12 protein-coding genes are annotated in these 13,981 nt (G+C 66.3%); 11 read left to right on the top strand and 1 reads right to left on the bottom strand.

The features are described from left to right. Positions 1–52: 52 nt before the first annotated feature. The 6 genes from orn to M2282_RS28095 all read left to right on the top strand — a co-directional run bounded on the left by orn (position 53) and on the right by M2282_RS28095 (position 6,806). Positions 53–649 (top strand): oligoribonuclease, encoded by a 597-nt coding sequence (gene orn, locus M2282_RS28120; RefSeq protein ID WP_280812080.1) that lies wholly within the window; start codon positions 53–55, stop codon positions 647–649. A gap of 251 nt (positions 650–900) precedes the next feature. Further along, a complete protein-coding gene (locus tag M2282_RS28115) occupies positions 901–2,844 on the top strand; it encodes a DEAD/DEAH box helicase (protein ID WP_280812079.1) in 1,944 nt (647 codons plus the stop codon). Positions 2,845–3,057: 213 nt separating this feature from the next. Next, the gene (locus tag M2282_RS28110) at positions 3,058–4,131 is read left to right on the top strand and encodes an NAD/NADP-dependent octopine/nopaline dehydrogenase family protein (RefSeq protein WP_280812078.1); all 1,074 of its coding nucleotides are present in this window, start codon (positions 3,058–3,060) and stop codon (positions 4,129–4,131) included. Continuing rightward, positions 4,121–5,125, top strand: a complete 1,005-nt coding sequence (locus M2282_RS28105) for a 3-hydroxybutyryl-CoA dehydrogenase (protein ID WP_280812077.1) — start codon at positions 4,121–4,123, stop codon at positions 5,123–5,125. The genes M2282_RS28110 and M2282_RS28105 overlap by 11 nt, the downstream gene beginning before the upstream one ends. Further along, positions 5,122–5,922 carry an alpha/beta fold hydrolase gene (locus tag M2282_RS28100; RefSeq protein ID WP_280812076.1) on the top strand — a complete coding sequence of 267 codons (801 nt, stop codon included), beginning with the start codon at positions 5,122–5,124 and terminating at the stop codon, positions 5,920–5,922. The genes M2282_RS28105 and M2282_RS28100 overlap by 4 nt, the downstream gene beginning before the upstream one ends. After that, on the top strand, positions 5,919–6,806 hold the full coding sequence (locus M2282_RS28095; RefSeq protein WP_280812074.1) for a quinone oxidoreductase family protein: 888 nt from the start codon (positions 5,919–5,921) through the stop codon (positions 6,804–6,806). The genes M2282_RS28100 and M2282_RS28095 overlap by 4 nt, the downstream gene beginning before the upstream one ends. Here M2282_RS28095 and M2282_RS28090 read toward each other — a convergent pair. Beyond that, positions 6,803–7,300, bottom strand: a complete 498-nt coding sequence (locus M2282_RS28090; RefSeq protein ID WP_280812073.1) for a MarR family winged helix-turn-helix transcriptional regulator — start codon at positions 7,298–7,300, stop codon at positions 6,803–6,805. The genes M2282_RS28095 and M2282_RS28090 overlap by 4 nt on opposite strands. 144 nt (positions 7,301–7,444) lie before the next feature. On the opposite strand from M2282_RS28090, the gene M2282_RS28085 reads away from it, so the two are divergent. Genes M2282_RS28085 through M2282_RS28065 form a run of 5 tightly spaced genes read left to right on the top strand, consistent with a single transcriptional unit; the run spans position 7,445 to position 13,976 of the window. Next, positions 7,445–9,631, top strand: coding sequence for an indolepyruvate ferredoxin oxidoreductase subunit alpha (locus tag M2282_RS28085; protein ID WP_280812072.1), 2,187 nt, complete (start codon positions 7,445–7,447; stop codon positions 9,629–9,631). Between the two features lie 4 nt (positions 9,632–9,635). Then, positions 9,636–11,147, top strand: a complete 1,512-nt coding sequence (locus M2282_RS28080; protein WP_280812071.1) for an indolepyruvate oxidoreductase subunit beta family protein — start codon at positions 9,636–9,638, stop codon at positions 11,145–11,147. Between the two features lie 18 nt (positions 11,148–11,165). Continuing rightward, the gene (locus tag M2282_RS28075; protein WP_280812069.1) at positions 11,166–12,158 is read left to right on the top strand and encodes a PDR/VanB family oxidoreductase; all 993 of its coding nucleotides are present in this window, start codon (positions 11,166–11,168) and stop codon (positions 12,156–12,158) included. Positions 12,159–12,174: 16 nt separating this feature from the next. Next, positions 12,175–13,488, top strand: coding sequence for an aromatic ring-hydroxylating dioxygenase subunit alpha (locus M2282_RS28070; RefSeq protein ID WP_280812068.1), 1,314 nt, complete (start codon positions 12,175–12,177; stop codon positions 13,486–13,488). After that, on the top strand, positions 13,488–13,976 hold the full coding sequence (locus tag M2282_RS28065; RefSeq protein ID WP_280812067.1) for an aromatic-ring-hydroxylating dioxygenase subunit beta: 489 nt from the start codon (positions 13,488–13,490) through the stop codon (positions 13,974–13,976). Before M2282_RS28070 ends, M2282_RS28065 begins: the two co-directional genes overlap by 1 nt. Positions 13,977–13,981: the final 5 nt, after the last annotated feature.

Genomic DNA, 13,981 nt, shown 5'->3' with positions numbered 1-13,981 from the left:
GGAGTTTAGCCCTCGGTATCTGCAGGCGCGGGCCGTCGGCGACAATCCTGCGATGCCCGAATCCCTTGACCCGACGCCCCCCGCGGCCGTGCCCACCCTGAAGAAAAGCGACCAGAACCTGGTCTGGCTGGACTGCGAGATGAGCGGCCTCGACCCCGAGAAAGAGTTCCTGCTCGAGATCGCCGTGGTCGTCACCGGCCCCGACCTCACGCCCCGCATCGACGGCCCCGTGCTCGTCATTCACCAGAGCGACGCCGTGCTCGACGCCATGGACGCCTGGAACAAGGGCACCCACGGCCGCAGCGGCCTGATCGACAAGGTGAAGGCCTCCACGCTGGACGAAGCTGCGGCTGAACAGCAACTGCTCGAATTCATCGCCAAATACATTCCCCGCAGCGGCTCGCCGATGTGCGGCAACACCATCGGGCAGGACCGGCGGTTTCTGGTCAAGTTCATGCCCAAGCTGGAGGCGTACTTCCACTACCGAAACCTCGACGTCAGCACCCTCAAGGAACTGGCCAAGCGTTGGAAGCCCTCGGCCTACAGCGCCTTCAAGAAACAGCAGGCGCACACCGCGCTGGCCGACGTGCACGAGTCCATCGAGGAGCTCGCCCATTACCGGGACACCTTCCTTCGCCTGACTGATTGACAAAAGATTAGGTGAAAACCCGAAGCCGTGCAATAATCGCAGGCTTCGCTGATTTGACATGTCGTAGGACGACAGATCAGCGTCTCTTGCATCTCCCTATCTTGCACACCGCGCCCGATCGCAATTGCTGATCAAAAAGGGCCACAGCCTCAGGCGTTAGCCGGAAGCTGAATGTCGTTGGATGGTTGATGTTTTTAACCACCAACGGGGCGCCGCCTACGGCAGCGCTCGCGTTTGAGATTGATATCTACATGACCGACGCTTTTGAAGCGCAGGGCGAGTTCGCGCCTGTGCAATCCTCTACCAACAACGAATTCACCGCCGCTGTGGACACCATGTCCGAAGCGCCGATCCTCGAGGCGCTCGACGCAGCCGCCCCCGAGATCGCTGCGGTCGAAGAACCCAGCCTGCCCAACGGCTTCATCCGCCTGGGCCTCGCCCCCGAACTGATCGCCGCCGTGGCCGACCTGGGTTTCACCCAGCCGACCACCGTGCAGGACAAGGTCATTCCGCTCGCCATGGGTGGCGAAGCCGGCCAGGACGGCAAGGCCCGTTTTGTCGACCTGATGGTCTCCAGCCAGACCGGTTCCGGCAAGACCGCAGCCTTCCTGCTGCCCGTGCTGCACACCCTCCTGAAGCGCCAGGCCGAAGCCGAAGCCGAAGCCAAGGCCGAATTCCAGCGTCAGGCCGCCGAAGCCGCCGCCCGCGGTGAAGCCGCCCCGAAGAAGCCCAAGCGCAAGGACCCGACCAACACCCGTCATTTCAAGGCCGCCACCCCCGGCGCCCTGATCCTGTGCCCGACGCGCGAACTGGCTCAGCAAGTCGCACACGACGCCATCGAACTGGTCCGCCATTGCCGCGGCCTTCGCATCGCCAACGTGGTGGGCGGCATGCCTTACCAGCTGCAGATCGCCAAGCTGCAGAACGCCGACCTCGTGGTTGCCACCCCGGGCCGCCTGCTCGACCTGCAACGCTCGCAGCAACTCAAGCTCGACCAGGTCAAGTTCCTGGTGGTCGACGAAGCCGACCGCATGCTCGACCTGGGCTTCTCGGACGACTTGGCCGAAGTCAACCAGCTCACCATCGAGCGCCAGCAAACGATGATGTTCAGCGCCACCTTCGCGCCGCGCATCCAGCAACTGGCCCAGCGCGTCATGCGCGAGCCGCAGCGCATCACCATCGACAGCCCGCAAGAGAAGCACGTCAACATCAAGCAGTCGCTGTACTGGGCCGACAACAGCCAGCACAAGCGCAAGCTGCTCGACCACTGGCTGCGTGACACCAGCATCAACCAGGCCATCGTGTTCGCCAGCACGCAAGTCGAGTGCGACGGCCTCGCCAACGACCTGCAGCAAGAAGGCTTCAGCGCCGTGGCGCTGCACGGCGCCCTGAGCCAGGGCCTGCGCAACCGCCGCCTGATGGCGCTGCGCCAAGGCCAGGTGCAGATCCTGGTGGCGACCGACGTTGCCGCCCGCGGCATCGACGTGCCGACCATCACCCACGTCTTCAACTTCGGCCTGCCGATGAAGGCCGAGGACTACACCCACCGCATCGGCCGCACCGGCCGTGCCGGCCGCGATGGCCTGGCCATCACCTTTGCCGAATTCCGCGATCGCCGCAAGATCATGGACATCGAGCAATACAGCCGCCAGCAGTTCAAGGCTGAAGTGGTTGCCGGCCTCGAGCCGCAACAGCGCATGCCGCAATCGCGTCCGCCGATGGGCGAGTACCGCGGTGGCCGTGGCGACAACCAGTCGCGCGACCGCAAGTTCGGCAATGGCGGTGCAGGCGGCGGCGGTGGCTACCGCGGCAACAACGGCGGCGGCTATGCCGGCGCCAGCGGCTTCAACGACCGCAACGCACGCGGCCCGGCTCCGAGCCAAGGCCACCAGGCCCCGCGCGGCTTCCAGGGTGGCAACAACGCCGGCTTCGGCGGCGGTCGCGACGACGGCGGCAACAACGGTGGTGGCGCAGGCTACGGCCGCAAGCCGGGCTGGGGCGACAGCGCTCCGCGCGGCGGCCATGGCCAAGGTCACCACGGCGGTGGCCGCGGCGACGGTGGTTTCGCGCCCCGTGAAGGCTTCGCACCCCGCGAAGGTTTCGCTCCGCGCGGCAATGGCGCAGGCCATGGCGGCCCGGGCAAGGTGTTCGTGCCCCGCGATGCACAAAAGCGTGCATTCAAACCCACCCGCTGATCCATTGCAGAGCGGCCGATCGGCCGTCTCGCCCCAAAAGAAAGCCCGCGCTTCGCAAGAAGCGCGGGCTTTTTCATTGCGGGTTTTCGAGGGGGCTTCTACACCGAAGTTTGATTGACATCTGAATCGATGAAAAGTAATGTAATGACGCATTACTCCCCGGTCCGCACCGCGGCTGCCGGTTCATCGACATCTGCTTTTCAAACTTCGAACATGAAAATTGCGATTCTTGGCGGTGGTCACGGCGCTTACGCAGCCGCTGCGGACCTGTCCGAAGCCGGTCACGAGGTGCGTCTGTGGCGTCGTGATGCCGCCGCGCTCGAGCCGGTCGTGCGAGCCGGTGCCATCACGCTGAAAGATGCCGATGGCTCGCGCGAGGTGCCGCTCGCACTCGCAACCGCCGATATCGCCAAGGCGTTGAAGGACGCCGAGCTGATCGTCATTCCGACCCCCGCCATCGCACAGCACGACATCGCGCTCGCCATGGCTCCGCACCTCGCCGACGGCCAGGTCGTCTTCCTGCCGCCCGGCACCTTCGGCAGCTACGTGATGGCGAGAACAGTGAAGCAGGCCGGCAACCACGCCGACGTGGCCTGGGCCGAGACTGGCACCTTGCCGTACCTCGCGCGCAAGCACGGCGAGCGCGAAGTGAACGTCACGATCCGGGCGATCCGCTTGCCGACCGGCGTCTACCCGGCGCGTAAGGAGGCCGAGGCGATAGAGGTGATCCGCAAGGCCTACCCGGCCGTGCATGGCTGCGGAGACGCGCTTTCGGGCGCGCTGATGAACGCCGGCCCTGTCATCCATCCGCCGCTGATGGTGATGAACGCCGCCCCGCTGCAACACTTCGAGCGCTGGGACATCCACAACGAAGGCACCCAGCGCGCGGTGCGCGACGTGACCGACCGGCTCGACCGCGAGCGCATGGCGGTGCGCGAAGCCTTCGGACAGGGCGTGCCGCATTATCCGCTGGCCGACCACTACAACAACGACCGGTGGATGTACGGCGACGCGCACAAGCAGCTCGTCAAGTCCGGCGACTGGCGCGAGAACATCGACCTTCACACGCACCGTTACATCACCGAAGACACCGAAATCGGTCTGGCCTTCCTCGCCTCGGCAGCGCGCTATGCCGGGGTGGATGCGCCCATTGCACACGGCCTGCTGGCCATCGTCGGCGGCTTCCTGGGCCGCGATCTGCGCCATGGTCCGCGCACCTTCGAAAGCCTGGGCCTCGCCGACCTGAGTGCAGCACAGCTCAAGCAGAGGCTGCACGATGGCGAATGACCCCGCGTTGCCCCGCTTCGCAGCCGTCGGCGCCGGCCGCATGGGACGCGGCATCGCGATTGCATTCGCCTATGCCGGCCACCGCATCTCGCTGATCGACCTGCGCCAGCGCAGCGACCAAGCCTGGCAGCGCCTGCGCGACGAAGCGAAAACGGAGATCGAAGCCAGCCTCGCAGGACTCGCGCAACTCGGCGTGATCGATGCGGCGCAGATCCAGCCCATCGCCGCGCGCGTGGACTTCGTGAATGCCGCAGCCGCCCCGCAGGCGCTCGCCGCCGCCGAACTGGTGTTCGAAGGCGTCCCCGAAACCATGGACGCCAAGCGCGATGCCTTCGCGCATCTCAACCGCCATTGCCGCGACGACGCGATCCTCACCTCGACCACCAGCAGCATTCTGGTGACCGAACTCGCATCGCTGGTGCGACTGCCCGGGCGCTTTCTCAACATGCACTGGCTCAATCCGGCGTACGTGATTCCAGTGGTCGAGCTCAGCTGCCATCCCGGTACCGATGCCGCCGTGCTCGCACGCACCAAGGCGCTGATGGAAGAGATCGGCAAGCTGCCCGTGGTCTGCGGCGCCTCGCCCGGCTACATCGTGCCGCGCCTGCAGGCGCTGGTCATGAACGAGGCGGCTCGCATGATCGAGGAGGGCGCCGCCACCGCCGAAGAAATCGACAAGGCCACGCGCTACGGCCTCGGCCTGCGCTTCGCCGCGCTGGGCGTGGTCGAGTTCATCGACATCGGCGGCTGCGACATCCTGCACCATGCGAGCCGCGAGATGTCGGCCTCGATCGACAAGGGCCGCTACACCGCGCCAGCCATCGTCGATCGCATGGTCGAAGAAGGACGCCTCGGCCTCAAGAGCGGCAGCGGGTTCTACGACTACGAGGGCCGCGACATCGCCGCCTATCGACGCGACGTGCTCTCGCGCACGCTGGGCGAGTTGAAGCACGCGGGCCTGTGGCGTGCACCTGCGGGCGAGACGGTGTCATGACCATCCGCCGTGCCTTTGCCGACCTGTCGGTGGGACAGGTGCACTACGCGACGTGCGGCGACGCGGAGGCGCCGGCTGTTCTGCTGCTGCACCAGTCGCCGCGCAGCTGGGCCGAATACCGCGAGGTGCTCCCGCTGATCGGCTCACGGTACCGTGCCATTGCGATGGACACCGCGGGCTTCGGCGACTCCGCGGACGGCGGCGTGCCGGCGAGCATCGAACAGTGGGCGCGGGTGGCGCGCGAACTGCTCGATGCGCTGGGCATTCGCGACGCCGTGGTCGTGGGCCATCACACCGGTGGCGTCGTCGCGCTCGAACTGGCAGCTGCATTTCCGGATCGCATTCGCGGCCTGGTGCTGTCATCCACGCCGTACACCGATGAGCCCTTTCGCGTTGCGCGAGCCCAGCGGCCGCCCATCGACGAGGTCGCGCCCAGCGAAGACGGAAGCCATCTCGCCGCACTGTGGCAAAAGCGCCAGGGCTTCTATCCAGCGGGTCGCGCCGACTTGCTCGAGGCCTTCGTGCTGGACGCATTGAAGGTCGGTCATCGCGTGGAGGAGGGGCATCGTGCTGTCGCGTCCTATCGCATGGAAGATCGCATTGGCTGTGTAACGCAGCCTGCGCTCATCATCCGCGCCACCGACGATCCCTTCGCTGCACCGCATGCCGTCGAACTTCTGCACCGCCTGCCGCAAGCGCGCATCGTCGACATCGAAGGCGGCATGGTCCCCTTGCCCGACCAGATGCCCGAAGCCTTTGCACGCACTCTGCTCGACTTTCTTTCGACACTGCCATGAAGGCCGTCCGCATCCACGGTTTCGACGCGGTGCCTGCGGTGGAAGAGGTGGTCGATCCTGTTGCGCGCCCCGGCCGCACCATCGTCCGCATGCAGGCGGCAACCGTCGGTCACATCGATCGCACCGTGTGGCGTGGCAGTTTCCTGCGGCATCCGCCGTTGCCCTACACGCCGGGCGTGGAAGCCGCGGGCATCGTTGTCGCGAGCGAACGCTACGACGTGGGACAGCGTGTGTGGCTGCGCGGCAGCGGGCTGGGCACCTTGTTCGATGGCACCTGGTGCGAACTGATCGATGCGCCCGACGAAGCCCTCGGCCTCTTGCCCGATGCATTGCCGATGACGCTCGGTGCAGCCTTCTTCTCGCCCACCACATCGGCATGGGTGGCGCTGCACGAAGTCGCGAAGCTGCAGGCCGGCGAACAGGTGCTGGTGACTGGCGCAAGCGGCGCAGTCGGCTCTCTCGCAATGCAGCTTGCAAGCGATGCGGGCTGCACCGTGGCGCGGGTGGATCCCGACGCCGGACCGCCCGCCGTCGCCAGCGCCGACCTGCTCATCGACACTGTGGGCGGCAGCGTCCTCGCGACGGCGCTGCCTGCCGTGCGGCCCGGTGGGCGCGCCGTGCTGATCGGCTACACCGCCGGGCCCACGCTGCAACTCGACATTGCGTACTTCCTGCAGCGCGATGTCGCTCTGCTGCCGCTCAACATGTTCCGGCGAGAGGCCGCAGGCCGCGCCGCCGCGCCCGAATTGCTCGCGCGGTTGGCCGATGGCCGCCTGCACCTCGATGTGCAGAGCTTCGCGCTGGCCGATGCCGCCATCGCACTCGACTGGATCGCGCAACGCGGTCATCGCGGGCGCGCGGTGCTGGTGCCCTGGCTGCGCTAAGCGCGAAGAGCGAACGCCTTACTCCTCTCCGGCTCTTCGAGCGGCACATGCACATGCAGTTCGATCATTCGCCGCAGTGTCTGCTTGAGTTCTTCGGCCCGTCGCAGGCCGAAGGGCTCGAGCACGCGCCGCTCGTGTTCGCGAGCCAGCTCCATGAGGTGCTCGACCGCCTTCAACCCCGCAGGTGTGATGCGCACCAGCGTGATGCGACGGTCACTTTCATGGGGCAGCCGCTCGACCTGTCCGCGCGATTCCATGCGGTCCAGCAAGCGCGTCACCGTCGGCTGCTTGGTCACGGTCACCTGTGCGAGCTGGCCGATGCTGACCGGTTCGCTGCCCGCGAGCGAGGCCATCACGCGCCACTCCGACACCGAGAACCCTTGCTGGCGCGCCACCTCGTGGAATTCCGACGAGATCAACTGGCTTGCCTGCGCCAGCAGGGCAGGCAGGTAGTCGTCGACGAAGCGATGCGACTCAGGCGTCGACTTGGCCATGAAGGCACCTCAAGGTTGCCGCGGGCACGCTGCTTGCATGTTTAGGGTAATACATGATTGTGGATACATTCATTTGTCAACATTATAGAAAGCGTGATGTGGCACCTGAAGCGCATCCTCCCACGAGAAAGAAGAAGGACCCACATGGCTGAGCGTTCGTTCGTCGAGGAAGTCAAGAAGCTGCGGCTTTCGGGCGGAGATGTGTTTCGCGGTGAAGGCATTCTGGCGGTCACCAAGGCCTTGCTCGAATCGGGGGTTTCCTACGTGGCCGGGTACCAGGGGGCGCCCATTTCGCACCTGATGGACGTGCTGGCCGATGCGCAGGACATCCTCGCCGAGCAGGGCATCCGCTTCGAGAACAGCGCGAGCGAAGCCACCGCCGCCGCCACGCTGGCCGCCTCCGTCAACTACCCGCTGCGCGGCGCCGTCACCTTCAAGGCCACCGTGGGCACCAACGTCGCGTCCGACGCGTTGGCCAACCTCGCCTCGGGCGGCGTGACCGGCGGCGCACTCATCATCGTGGGCGAGGACTACGGCGAAGGTTCATCGATCATGCAGGAGCGCAGCCACGCGTTCGCGATGAAGTCGCAGATCTGGCTGCTCGATCCGCGCCCCAACCTGCCGAGCATCGTCGATGCGGTGAAGACGGGTTTCGATCTCTCCGAGGCCAGCAACACGCCCGTGATGCTGCAGCTGCGCATCCGCGCGTGCCATGTGCACGGCCACTTCATCGCCGGCGACAACAAGCGCGCCAAGTTCACGCTGCAGGAAGCGCTGGAGAACCCGCAGCGCGACGTGAGCCGCATCGTGCTGCCGCCCGCGAGCTTCGTGCACGAGCAGGAAAAGGTGAAGGACCGCTGGCCCGCCGCGGTGCGCTTCATCGAGGAGCGCCAGCTCAACGAGTTCTTCTCCGAGGACGCCGACGACATTGGCATCATCGTGCAGGGCGGCAGCTACAACACGCTGCTGCGCGCGCTGGAGCGGCTCGACCTCGCCGATGTGTACGGCAACACCAAGGTGCCGCTCTACGTGATGAACGTGGCGTACCCCGTCATCGAGAGCGAAGTCATCCGCTTTTGCGAAGGCAAGCGCGCGGTGCTGATCGTGGAAGAGGGTCAGCCCAACTTCGTCGAACAGAACCTCGCGACGATCCTGCGCCAGGCCGGCTCCACGACGGCGCTGCATGGCAAGGACATGCTGCCCGTTGCCGGCGAGTACACGTCCTCCGAACTGCTCAAGGGCGCGCGTGCCTTCTGCGAGCGCTACGAGCGCCTCGCGCCGCTGCCCGCACCGGTGCGCAAGGTGATCCCGCTCAGGGAAGTGGCCGCCATTGGCGTGGACGCCGCGCCCGAGCCGGCCGTGCCGTCCTCAGCTCTCGGCGATGTCGTGCATGCCCGTCCCCCGGGCTTCTGCACCGGCTGCCCCGAGCGTCCGATCTTCAGCGCGATGAAGCTGGTCGAGCGCGAACTCGGCGCGCACCATGTGAGCGCCGACATCGGCTGCCACCTGTTCTCGATCCTGCCGCCCTTCAACATCGGCAACACCACGATGGGCTACGGCCTTGGTGGCGCGGGTGCGTCCGCGTTGAATGCGCCGGCCGGCAAGCGCGCCATCTCGATGATGGGCGACGGTGGCTTCTGGCACAACGGCCTCACCAGCGGCGTGGCGAACTCGGTCTTCAACAAGAGCGACAACCTCACCATCGTCGTCGACAACAACTACACCTCGGCCACGGGCGGGCAAGACATCCTCTCCTCGAACGCCGTCAACAAGACACGCAGCACCGGCCACGAAATCGAGCGCGCCGTGCGCGGCGTCGGCGTGGAATGGGTGAAGACGCTGCGTCGCACCTACGACGTGGCGGGCATGCGCGATGCGCTCAAGGAAGCGCTCACCACCACGAAGAAGGGCCCCAAGGTCCTGATCGCGCAGTCGGAGTGCATGCTCAACAAGCAGCGCCGCGAGAAGCCGCTGGTGCGCAAGGCCATCGCCGACGGCAAGCGCATGGTGCGCGAGAAGTTCGGCGTCGATTCGGACACCTGCACCGGCGACCACTCGTGCATCCGTCTGTCGGGCTGCCCGTCGCTCTCCATCAAGCCCAACCCCGATCCGCTGCGCACCGACCCGGTCGCGACCGTGCTCGACAGCTGCGTGGGCTGCGGCGTGTGCGGCGAGGTTTCGCATGCCGCGGTGCTGTGCCCTTCGTTCTACAAGGCGCAGATCGTGAGCAACCCCACCGGCTGGGACAAGCTGCGCGAGCGCGTGCGTTCTGCCGTCATCGGCTGGCTGCAGCGCGGCGAAGCGCGCCGCCGTGAAGCCTATGCCTTCTGAAGCGATGACGAACATCAAGGCACAACCGATCAAGATCGCGATCCTCGCCATGGGCGGGGAGGGCGGCGGCGTGCTGGCCGACTGGATCGTGGACATGGGCGAGGCGAATGGTTATGTCGCGCAGACCACTTCGGTGCCGGGCGTGGCCCAGCGCACCGGCGCGACCATTTACTACGTCGAGCTGTATCCGATCGCGCAAGCCGACGCCGATGGCGGACACCCTGTGCTGGCATTGATGCCCTTGCCGGGCGATGTCGATGTGGTGCTCGCATCGGAACTCATGGAAGCCGGCCGCGCGGTGCAGCGCGGCCTCGTCACGAACGACCGCACCACACTCATCGCCTCCACGCACCGCGTGTTCTCCATTGCCGAGAAGAGCGCACTGGGCGATGGGCGTGTCGACAGCGCGCAACTGCTCGCGCACACGGCCAAGGCCGCCAAGCGCTTCATCCGCTTCGACATGGCGCAAGCCGCCGAAGCATCGGGCAGCGTGATCAGCGCCGTGCTCTTCGGTGCGCTCGCGGGGTCTGGCGTGCTGCCGTTCAGCCGTGCGCAGTTCGAGGCGACCATCGAGCGCGGCGGCGTGGGCATCAAGCCCAGCCTGAAGGCCTTCGGCGGCGCATTCGCTCGCGCACAGGCCGGCGACGACGGCGAGACGCCGCCGGAACCGGCAGTGGCCCCGCCAATGCCGCAACCGCGCCACCCGGCCGTGCGCGCGCTGGTCGAACGCGTGCAACACGACTTTCCGCTGGCCGCACAAGACTTCTTGCTCGAAGGGGTGCGTCGCCTCATCGACTACCAGGACGTGGCGTATGCCGGCCTGTACCTAGACCGCATGGCCACGATCGCTGCATTGCCCAGCAACGACGACCACCGCCTGCTGCGCGAGACCGCACGCCACCTCGCGCTCTGGATGTCCTACGAAGACACCGCCCGCGTGGCGGCCCTCAAAACCCGCGCCACCCGCTTCGAGCGCGTGCGCGGCGAAGCCCGCGTGCAACCCGGCCAGGTGCTTGCGATCAACGAATACATGCACCCGCGCCTGCAGGAAATCTGCGAGACGCTGCCAGGTGGCATCGGCCGTTGGCTGATGGGTTCCACGTTGCCGAAGAAGATCGTCGAGCGCTTCACGCAACACGGCCGCGTGATCCAGACCAGCTCGCTGCGCGGCTACCTGATGCTGCGCACGGTCGCTGCCATGAAGCGCTGGCGCCGTTCGACGATGCGCTACGCGGAAGAAAACCGCCGCATCGAGGAATGGCTGCAGCGCATCGCCGCGACCGCGCAGCGCAACCCCGAACTGGCGGTGGAACTCGCGCAGTGCCAGCGCCTCGTCAAGGGCTACAGCGACACGCACGAGCGCGGCATCCGCAACTACGACACCGTGATGCGCGCGGTCGAGCGCGCCGGTGCACAACTCGCTCCCGCTACCTTGCGCGAGTTGCGCGACGCGGCGCTCGCCGATGAACACGGCCACAAGCTGCAAGCCGCGCTGGCGCAGCACGCGCTGGCCTGAAGAGACAACGGACGCACGATGACCGCTCCCACCGCCACGCTCCAGCTTCGTGTCGCCGAAGCGCGCCAACTCAATCCGCTGATCCGCATGCTGCGCCTGCGCGGCGAAGACGGTCGGCCGTTGCCCGGCTTCGCGGCCGGCGCCCACATCCGCGTGCAGGTGTTGCTGGCCGATGGCAAGACCGACTGGCGACACTACTCGCTGATCAACTTTGCGACCGCGCGCAACGCCACCAATGCGCCGACGGAATACGTGATCGCCGTACGCAAGGAAGCCGAAGGCCGCGGCGGCTCGCGCTTCATGCACGAAGGGTTGAACGAAGGCGACACGCTCGCCATCGAGGCGCCGAAGAACGACTTCCCGCTGCACACCGGCCCCGGCGGCTCGGTGCTGGTGGCCGGCGGCATCGGCGTCACCCCGCTCGCCACCATGGCCGCACGCCGCCGCGCCGAAGAAGCACCGGTGCGCATGCACTACGCCGGCCGCAGCCGCGAGCTGATGGCTTTCCTGCCCGAACTCAAGGCGCTGCTCGGCGACGACCTGCGCGTGCACACCGACGCCGAGGCCGGCGCGCCGCTGGACATCGACGCACTGCTCGACGACGTACCTGCCGGCGACCGCCTCTACGTCTGCGGCCCCAAGGTCATGCTCGACGCGGTGCTTGCCCGCACCCAGGCACGCGGCTGGGACCACGACCGCGTGCACTTCGAACTCTTCACCGAACCGGTCGCCGAAGAAGGCGACCAGCCCTTCGAGGTCGAACTCGCCCAGTCGGGCCAGCGCTTCACCGTCGCGGCCGACCAGAGCATCCTCGATTGCCTCATCGACAACGGCTGCGACCCGATGTTCGACTGCAAGCGCGGCGAATGCGGCGTGTGCGCCGTGCCGGTGCTCGAGGGCGAGATCGAACACCGCGACTACGTGCTCACCGCCCGCGAGAAGGCGGCTGGCAATGTCATGCAGATATGCATCTCGCGCGCCAAGGGTGCGCGCCTGGTGCTCGACATCTGAAGGAGATACCAGAACCATGCCTTCGTACAGAGACAACCCCGATGCCGTGCGCGCACTCGTGCAGAACGACCGCGTGCACCGCGACCTGTACACCAGCCAGGAACTCTTCGAGCTGGAACAGGAGCACTTCTTCGCCAACACCTGGAACTACGTCGGCCACGAGAGCCAACTGCCGAAACCCGGCGACTGGATCAGCAACGAGATCGCCGGCCGCCCGCTGATCGTGGTGCGCCACACCGACGGCAGCGTGCGCGCGATGATGAACCGCTGCGCCCACAAGGGCTCGCGCCTGGTGAGCGCGCCCTGCGGCAACACCGGAAAGTTCTTTCGCTGCCCGTACCACGCGTGGACCTTCAAGACCGATGGTTCGCTGCTGGCGATTCCGTTGAAGACCGGCTACGAGAACACCGCGCTGCACGAATGCGAGTCGGCCAAGGGCCTGACGACGTTGAAGCATGTGCGCAGCCACCGCGGTTTCATCTTCGTGAAGATCAACGACGCGGGCCCTGACTTCGACGAGTACTTCGGCGATTCGCTCAGCTCCATCGACAACATGGCCGACCGCTCGCCCGAAGGTGAGCTCGAAATCGCCGGCGGGTGCCTGCGCTTCATGCACCAGTGCAACTGGAAGATGTTCGTGGAGAACCTCAACGACACCATGCACCCGATGGTGGCGCACGAATCGTCGGCCGGCACCGCCAAGCGCATGTGGGCCGACAAGCCCGCCGACGAACCCAAGCCGATGGCGGTCGAGCAGTTCGTGCCCTTCATGTCCGACTACAAGTTCTTCGAGGACATGGGCATCCGCACCTACGACCACGGCCACAGCTTCACGGGCGTGCACTTCAGCATCCACAGCAAGTACAAGGCGATCCCTGCATACGACGACGCGATGAAGGCGCGCTATGGCGAGGAGAAGACCGCGCAGATCCTAGGCATGGCACGGCACAACACGGTGTACTACCCGAACCTCACGATCAAGGGCGCGATCCAGGCGATTCGCGTGGTGAAGCCGATCTCGGCCGACAAGACGCTGATCGAGAGCTGGACCTTTCGCCTGAAGGGCGCGCCGCCCGAGCTGCTGCAGCGCACCACCATGTACAACCGGCTCATCAACTCGCCGTTCTCGGTGGTGGGGCATGACGACCTGCAGGCCTATCGCGGCATGCAGGCCGGTCTGCATGCGAGCGGCAACGAGTGGGTGAGCCTGCACCGCGACTACGACGCGTCGGAACTGAAGGGCGGCGAGATCACCACCGGCGGCACCAACGAGCTGCCGATGCGCAATCAGTACCGCAGTTGGGTCAAGCGCATGACGGAGACCATGTGATGAGTGGCACCGACATCACGCGTCAGGACCTGATCGACTTCGTGGTGAACGAAGCGCACCTGCTCGACACCCGTCGCTACGAAGAGTGGAACGCGCTCTTCACCGACGACGCCTTCTACTGGGTGCCGCTCGTGCCCGACCAGGAAGACGGCCTCAACCACACCTCGCACCTCTACGAAGACAAGCTGCTGCGCGAGCTGCGCATCGAGCGCCTGAAGAGCCCGCGCGCGTTTTCGCAGCAGCCGCCGAGCCGCTGCCATCACCTGCTGCAGGTGCCGGTGGTCGAGACCTTCGACGCCGAGGGCAATCGCTTCGTGGTGCGCACCGGGTTCCATTACACCGAGTCGCAGGGCGACGAACTGCAGTTCTACGTGGGCACTTTCTTTCATTACCTCACAGTGCAGGACGGCGCGCTGCGCATGACGCTCAAGCGCGTCAACCTGCTCAACTGCGATGCGGCGCTTCCGGCCGTGCAGCTTTTCATCTAGGGACG

Source organism: Variovorax boronicumulans (assembly GCF_029892485.1).
Lineage (GTDB): Bacteria > Pseudomonadota > Gammaproteobacteria > Burkholderiales > Burkholderiaceae_C > Variovorax > Variovorax boronicumulans_B.
This window is presented reverse-complemented; position numbering and strand designations above follow the sequence as displayed.

What these genes read in the sequence shown, in the direction of transcription:
- M2282_RS28070 (WP_280812068.1), top strand. Translation starts at nt 12,175, where the DNA reads ATGCCTTCGTACAGAGACAACCCCGATGCCGTGCGCGCACTCGTGCAG.
- M2282_RS28100 (WP_280812076.1), top strand. Translation starts at nt 5,122, where the DNA reads ATGACCATCCGCCGTGCCTTTGCCGACCTGTCGGTGGGACAGGTGCAC.
- M2282_RS28080 (WP_280812071.1), top strand. Translation starts at nt 9,636, where the DNA reads ATGACGAACATCAAGGCACAACCGATCAAGATCGCGATCCTCGCCATG.
- orn (WP_280812080.1), top strand. Translation starts at nt 53, where the DNA reads ATGCCCGAATCCCTTGACCCGACGCCCCCCGCGGCCGTGCCCACCCTG.
- M2282_RS28110 (WP_280812078.1), top strand. Translation starts at nt 3,058, where the DNA reads ATGAAAATTGCGATTCTTGGCGGTGGTCACGGCGCTTACGCAGCCGCT.
- M2282_RS28095 (WP_280812074.1), top strand. Translation starts at nt 5,919, where the DNA reads ATGAAGGCCGTCCGCATCCACGGTTTCGACGCGGTGCCTGCGGTGGAA.
- M2282_RS28085 (WP_280812072.1), top strand. Translation starts at nt 7,445, where the DNA reads ATGGCTGAGCGTTCGTTCGTCGAGGAAGTCAAGAAGCTGCGGCTTTCG.
- M2282_RS28075 (WP_280812069.1), top strand. Translation starts at nt 11,166, where the DNA reads ATGACCGCTCCCACCGCCACGCTCCAGCTTCGTGTCGCCGAAGCGCGC.
- M2282_RS28115 (WP_280812079.1), top strand. Translation starts at nt 901, where the DNA reads ATGACCGACGCTTTTGAAGCGCAGGGCGAGTTCGCGCCTGTGCAATCC.
- M2282_RS28105 (WP_280812077.1), top strand. Translation starts at nt 4,121, where the DNA reads ATGGCGAATGACCCCGCGTTGCCCCGCTTCGCAGCCGTCGGCGCCGGC.
- M2282_RS28065 (WP_280812067.1), top strand. Translation starts at nt 13,488, where the DNA reads ATGAGTGGCACCGACATCACGCGTCAGGACCTGATCGACTTCGTGGTG.
- M2282_RS28090 (WP_280812073.1), bottom strand. Translation starts at nt 7,300, where the DNA reads ATGGCCAAGTCGACGCCTGAGTCGCATCGCTTCGTCGACGACTACCTG.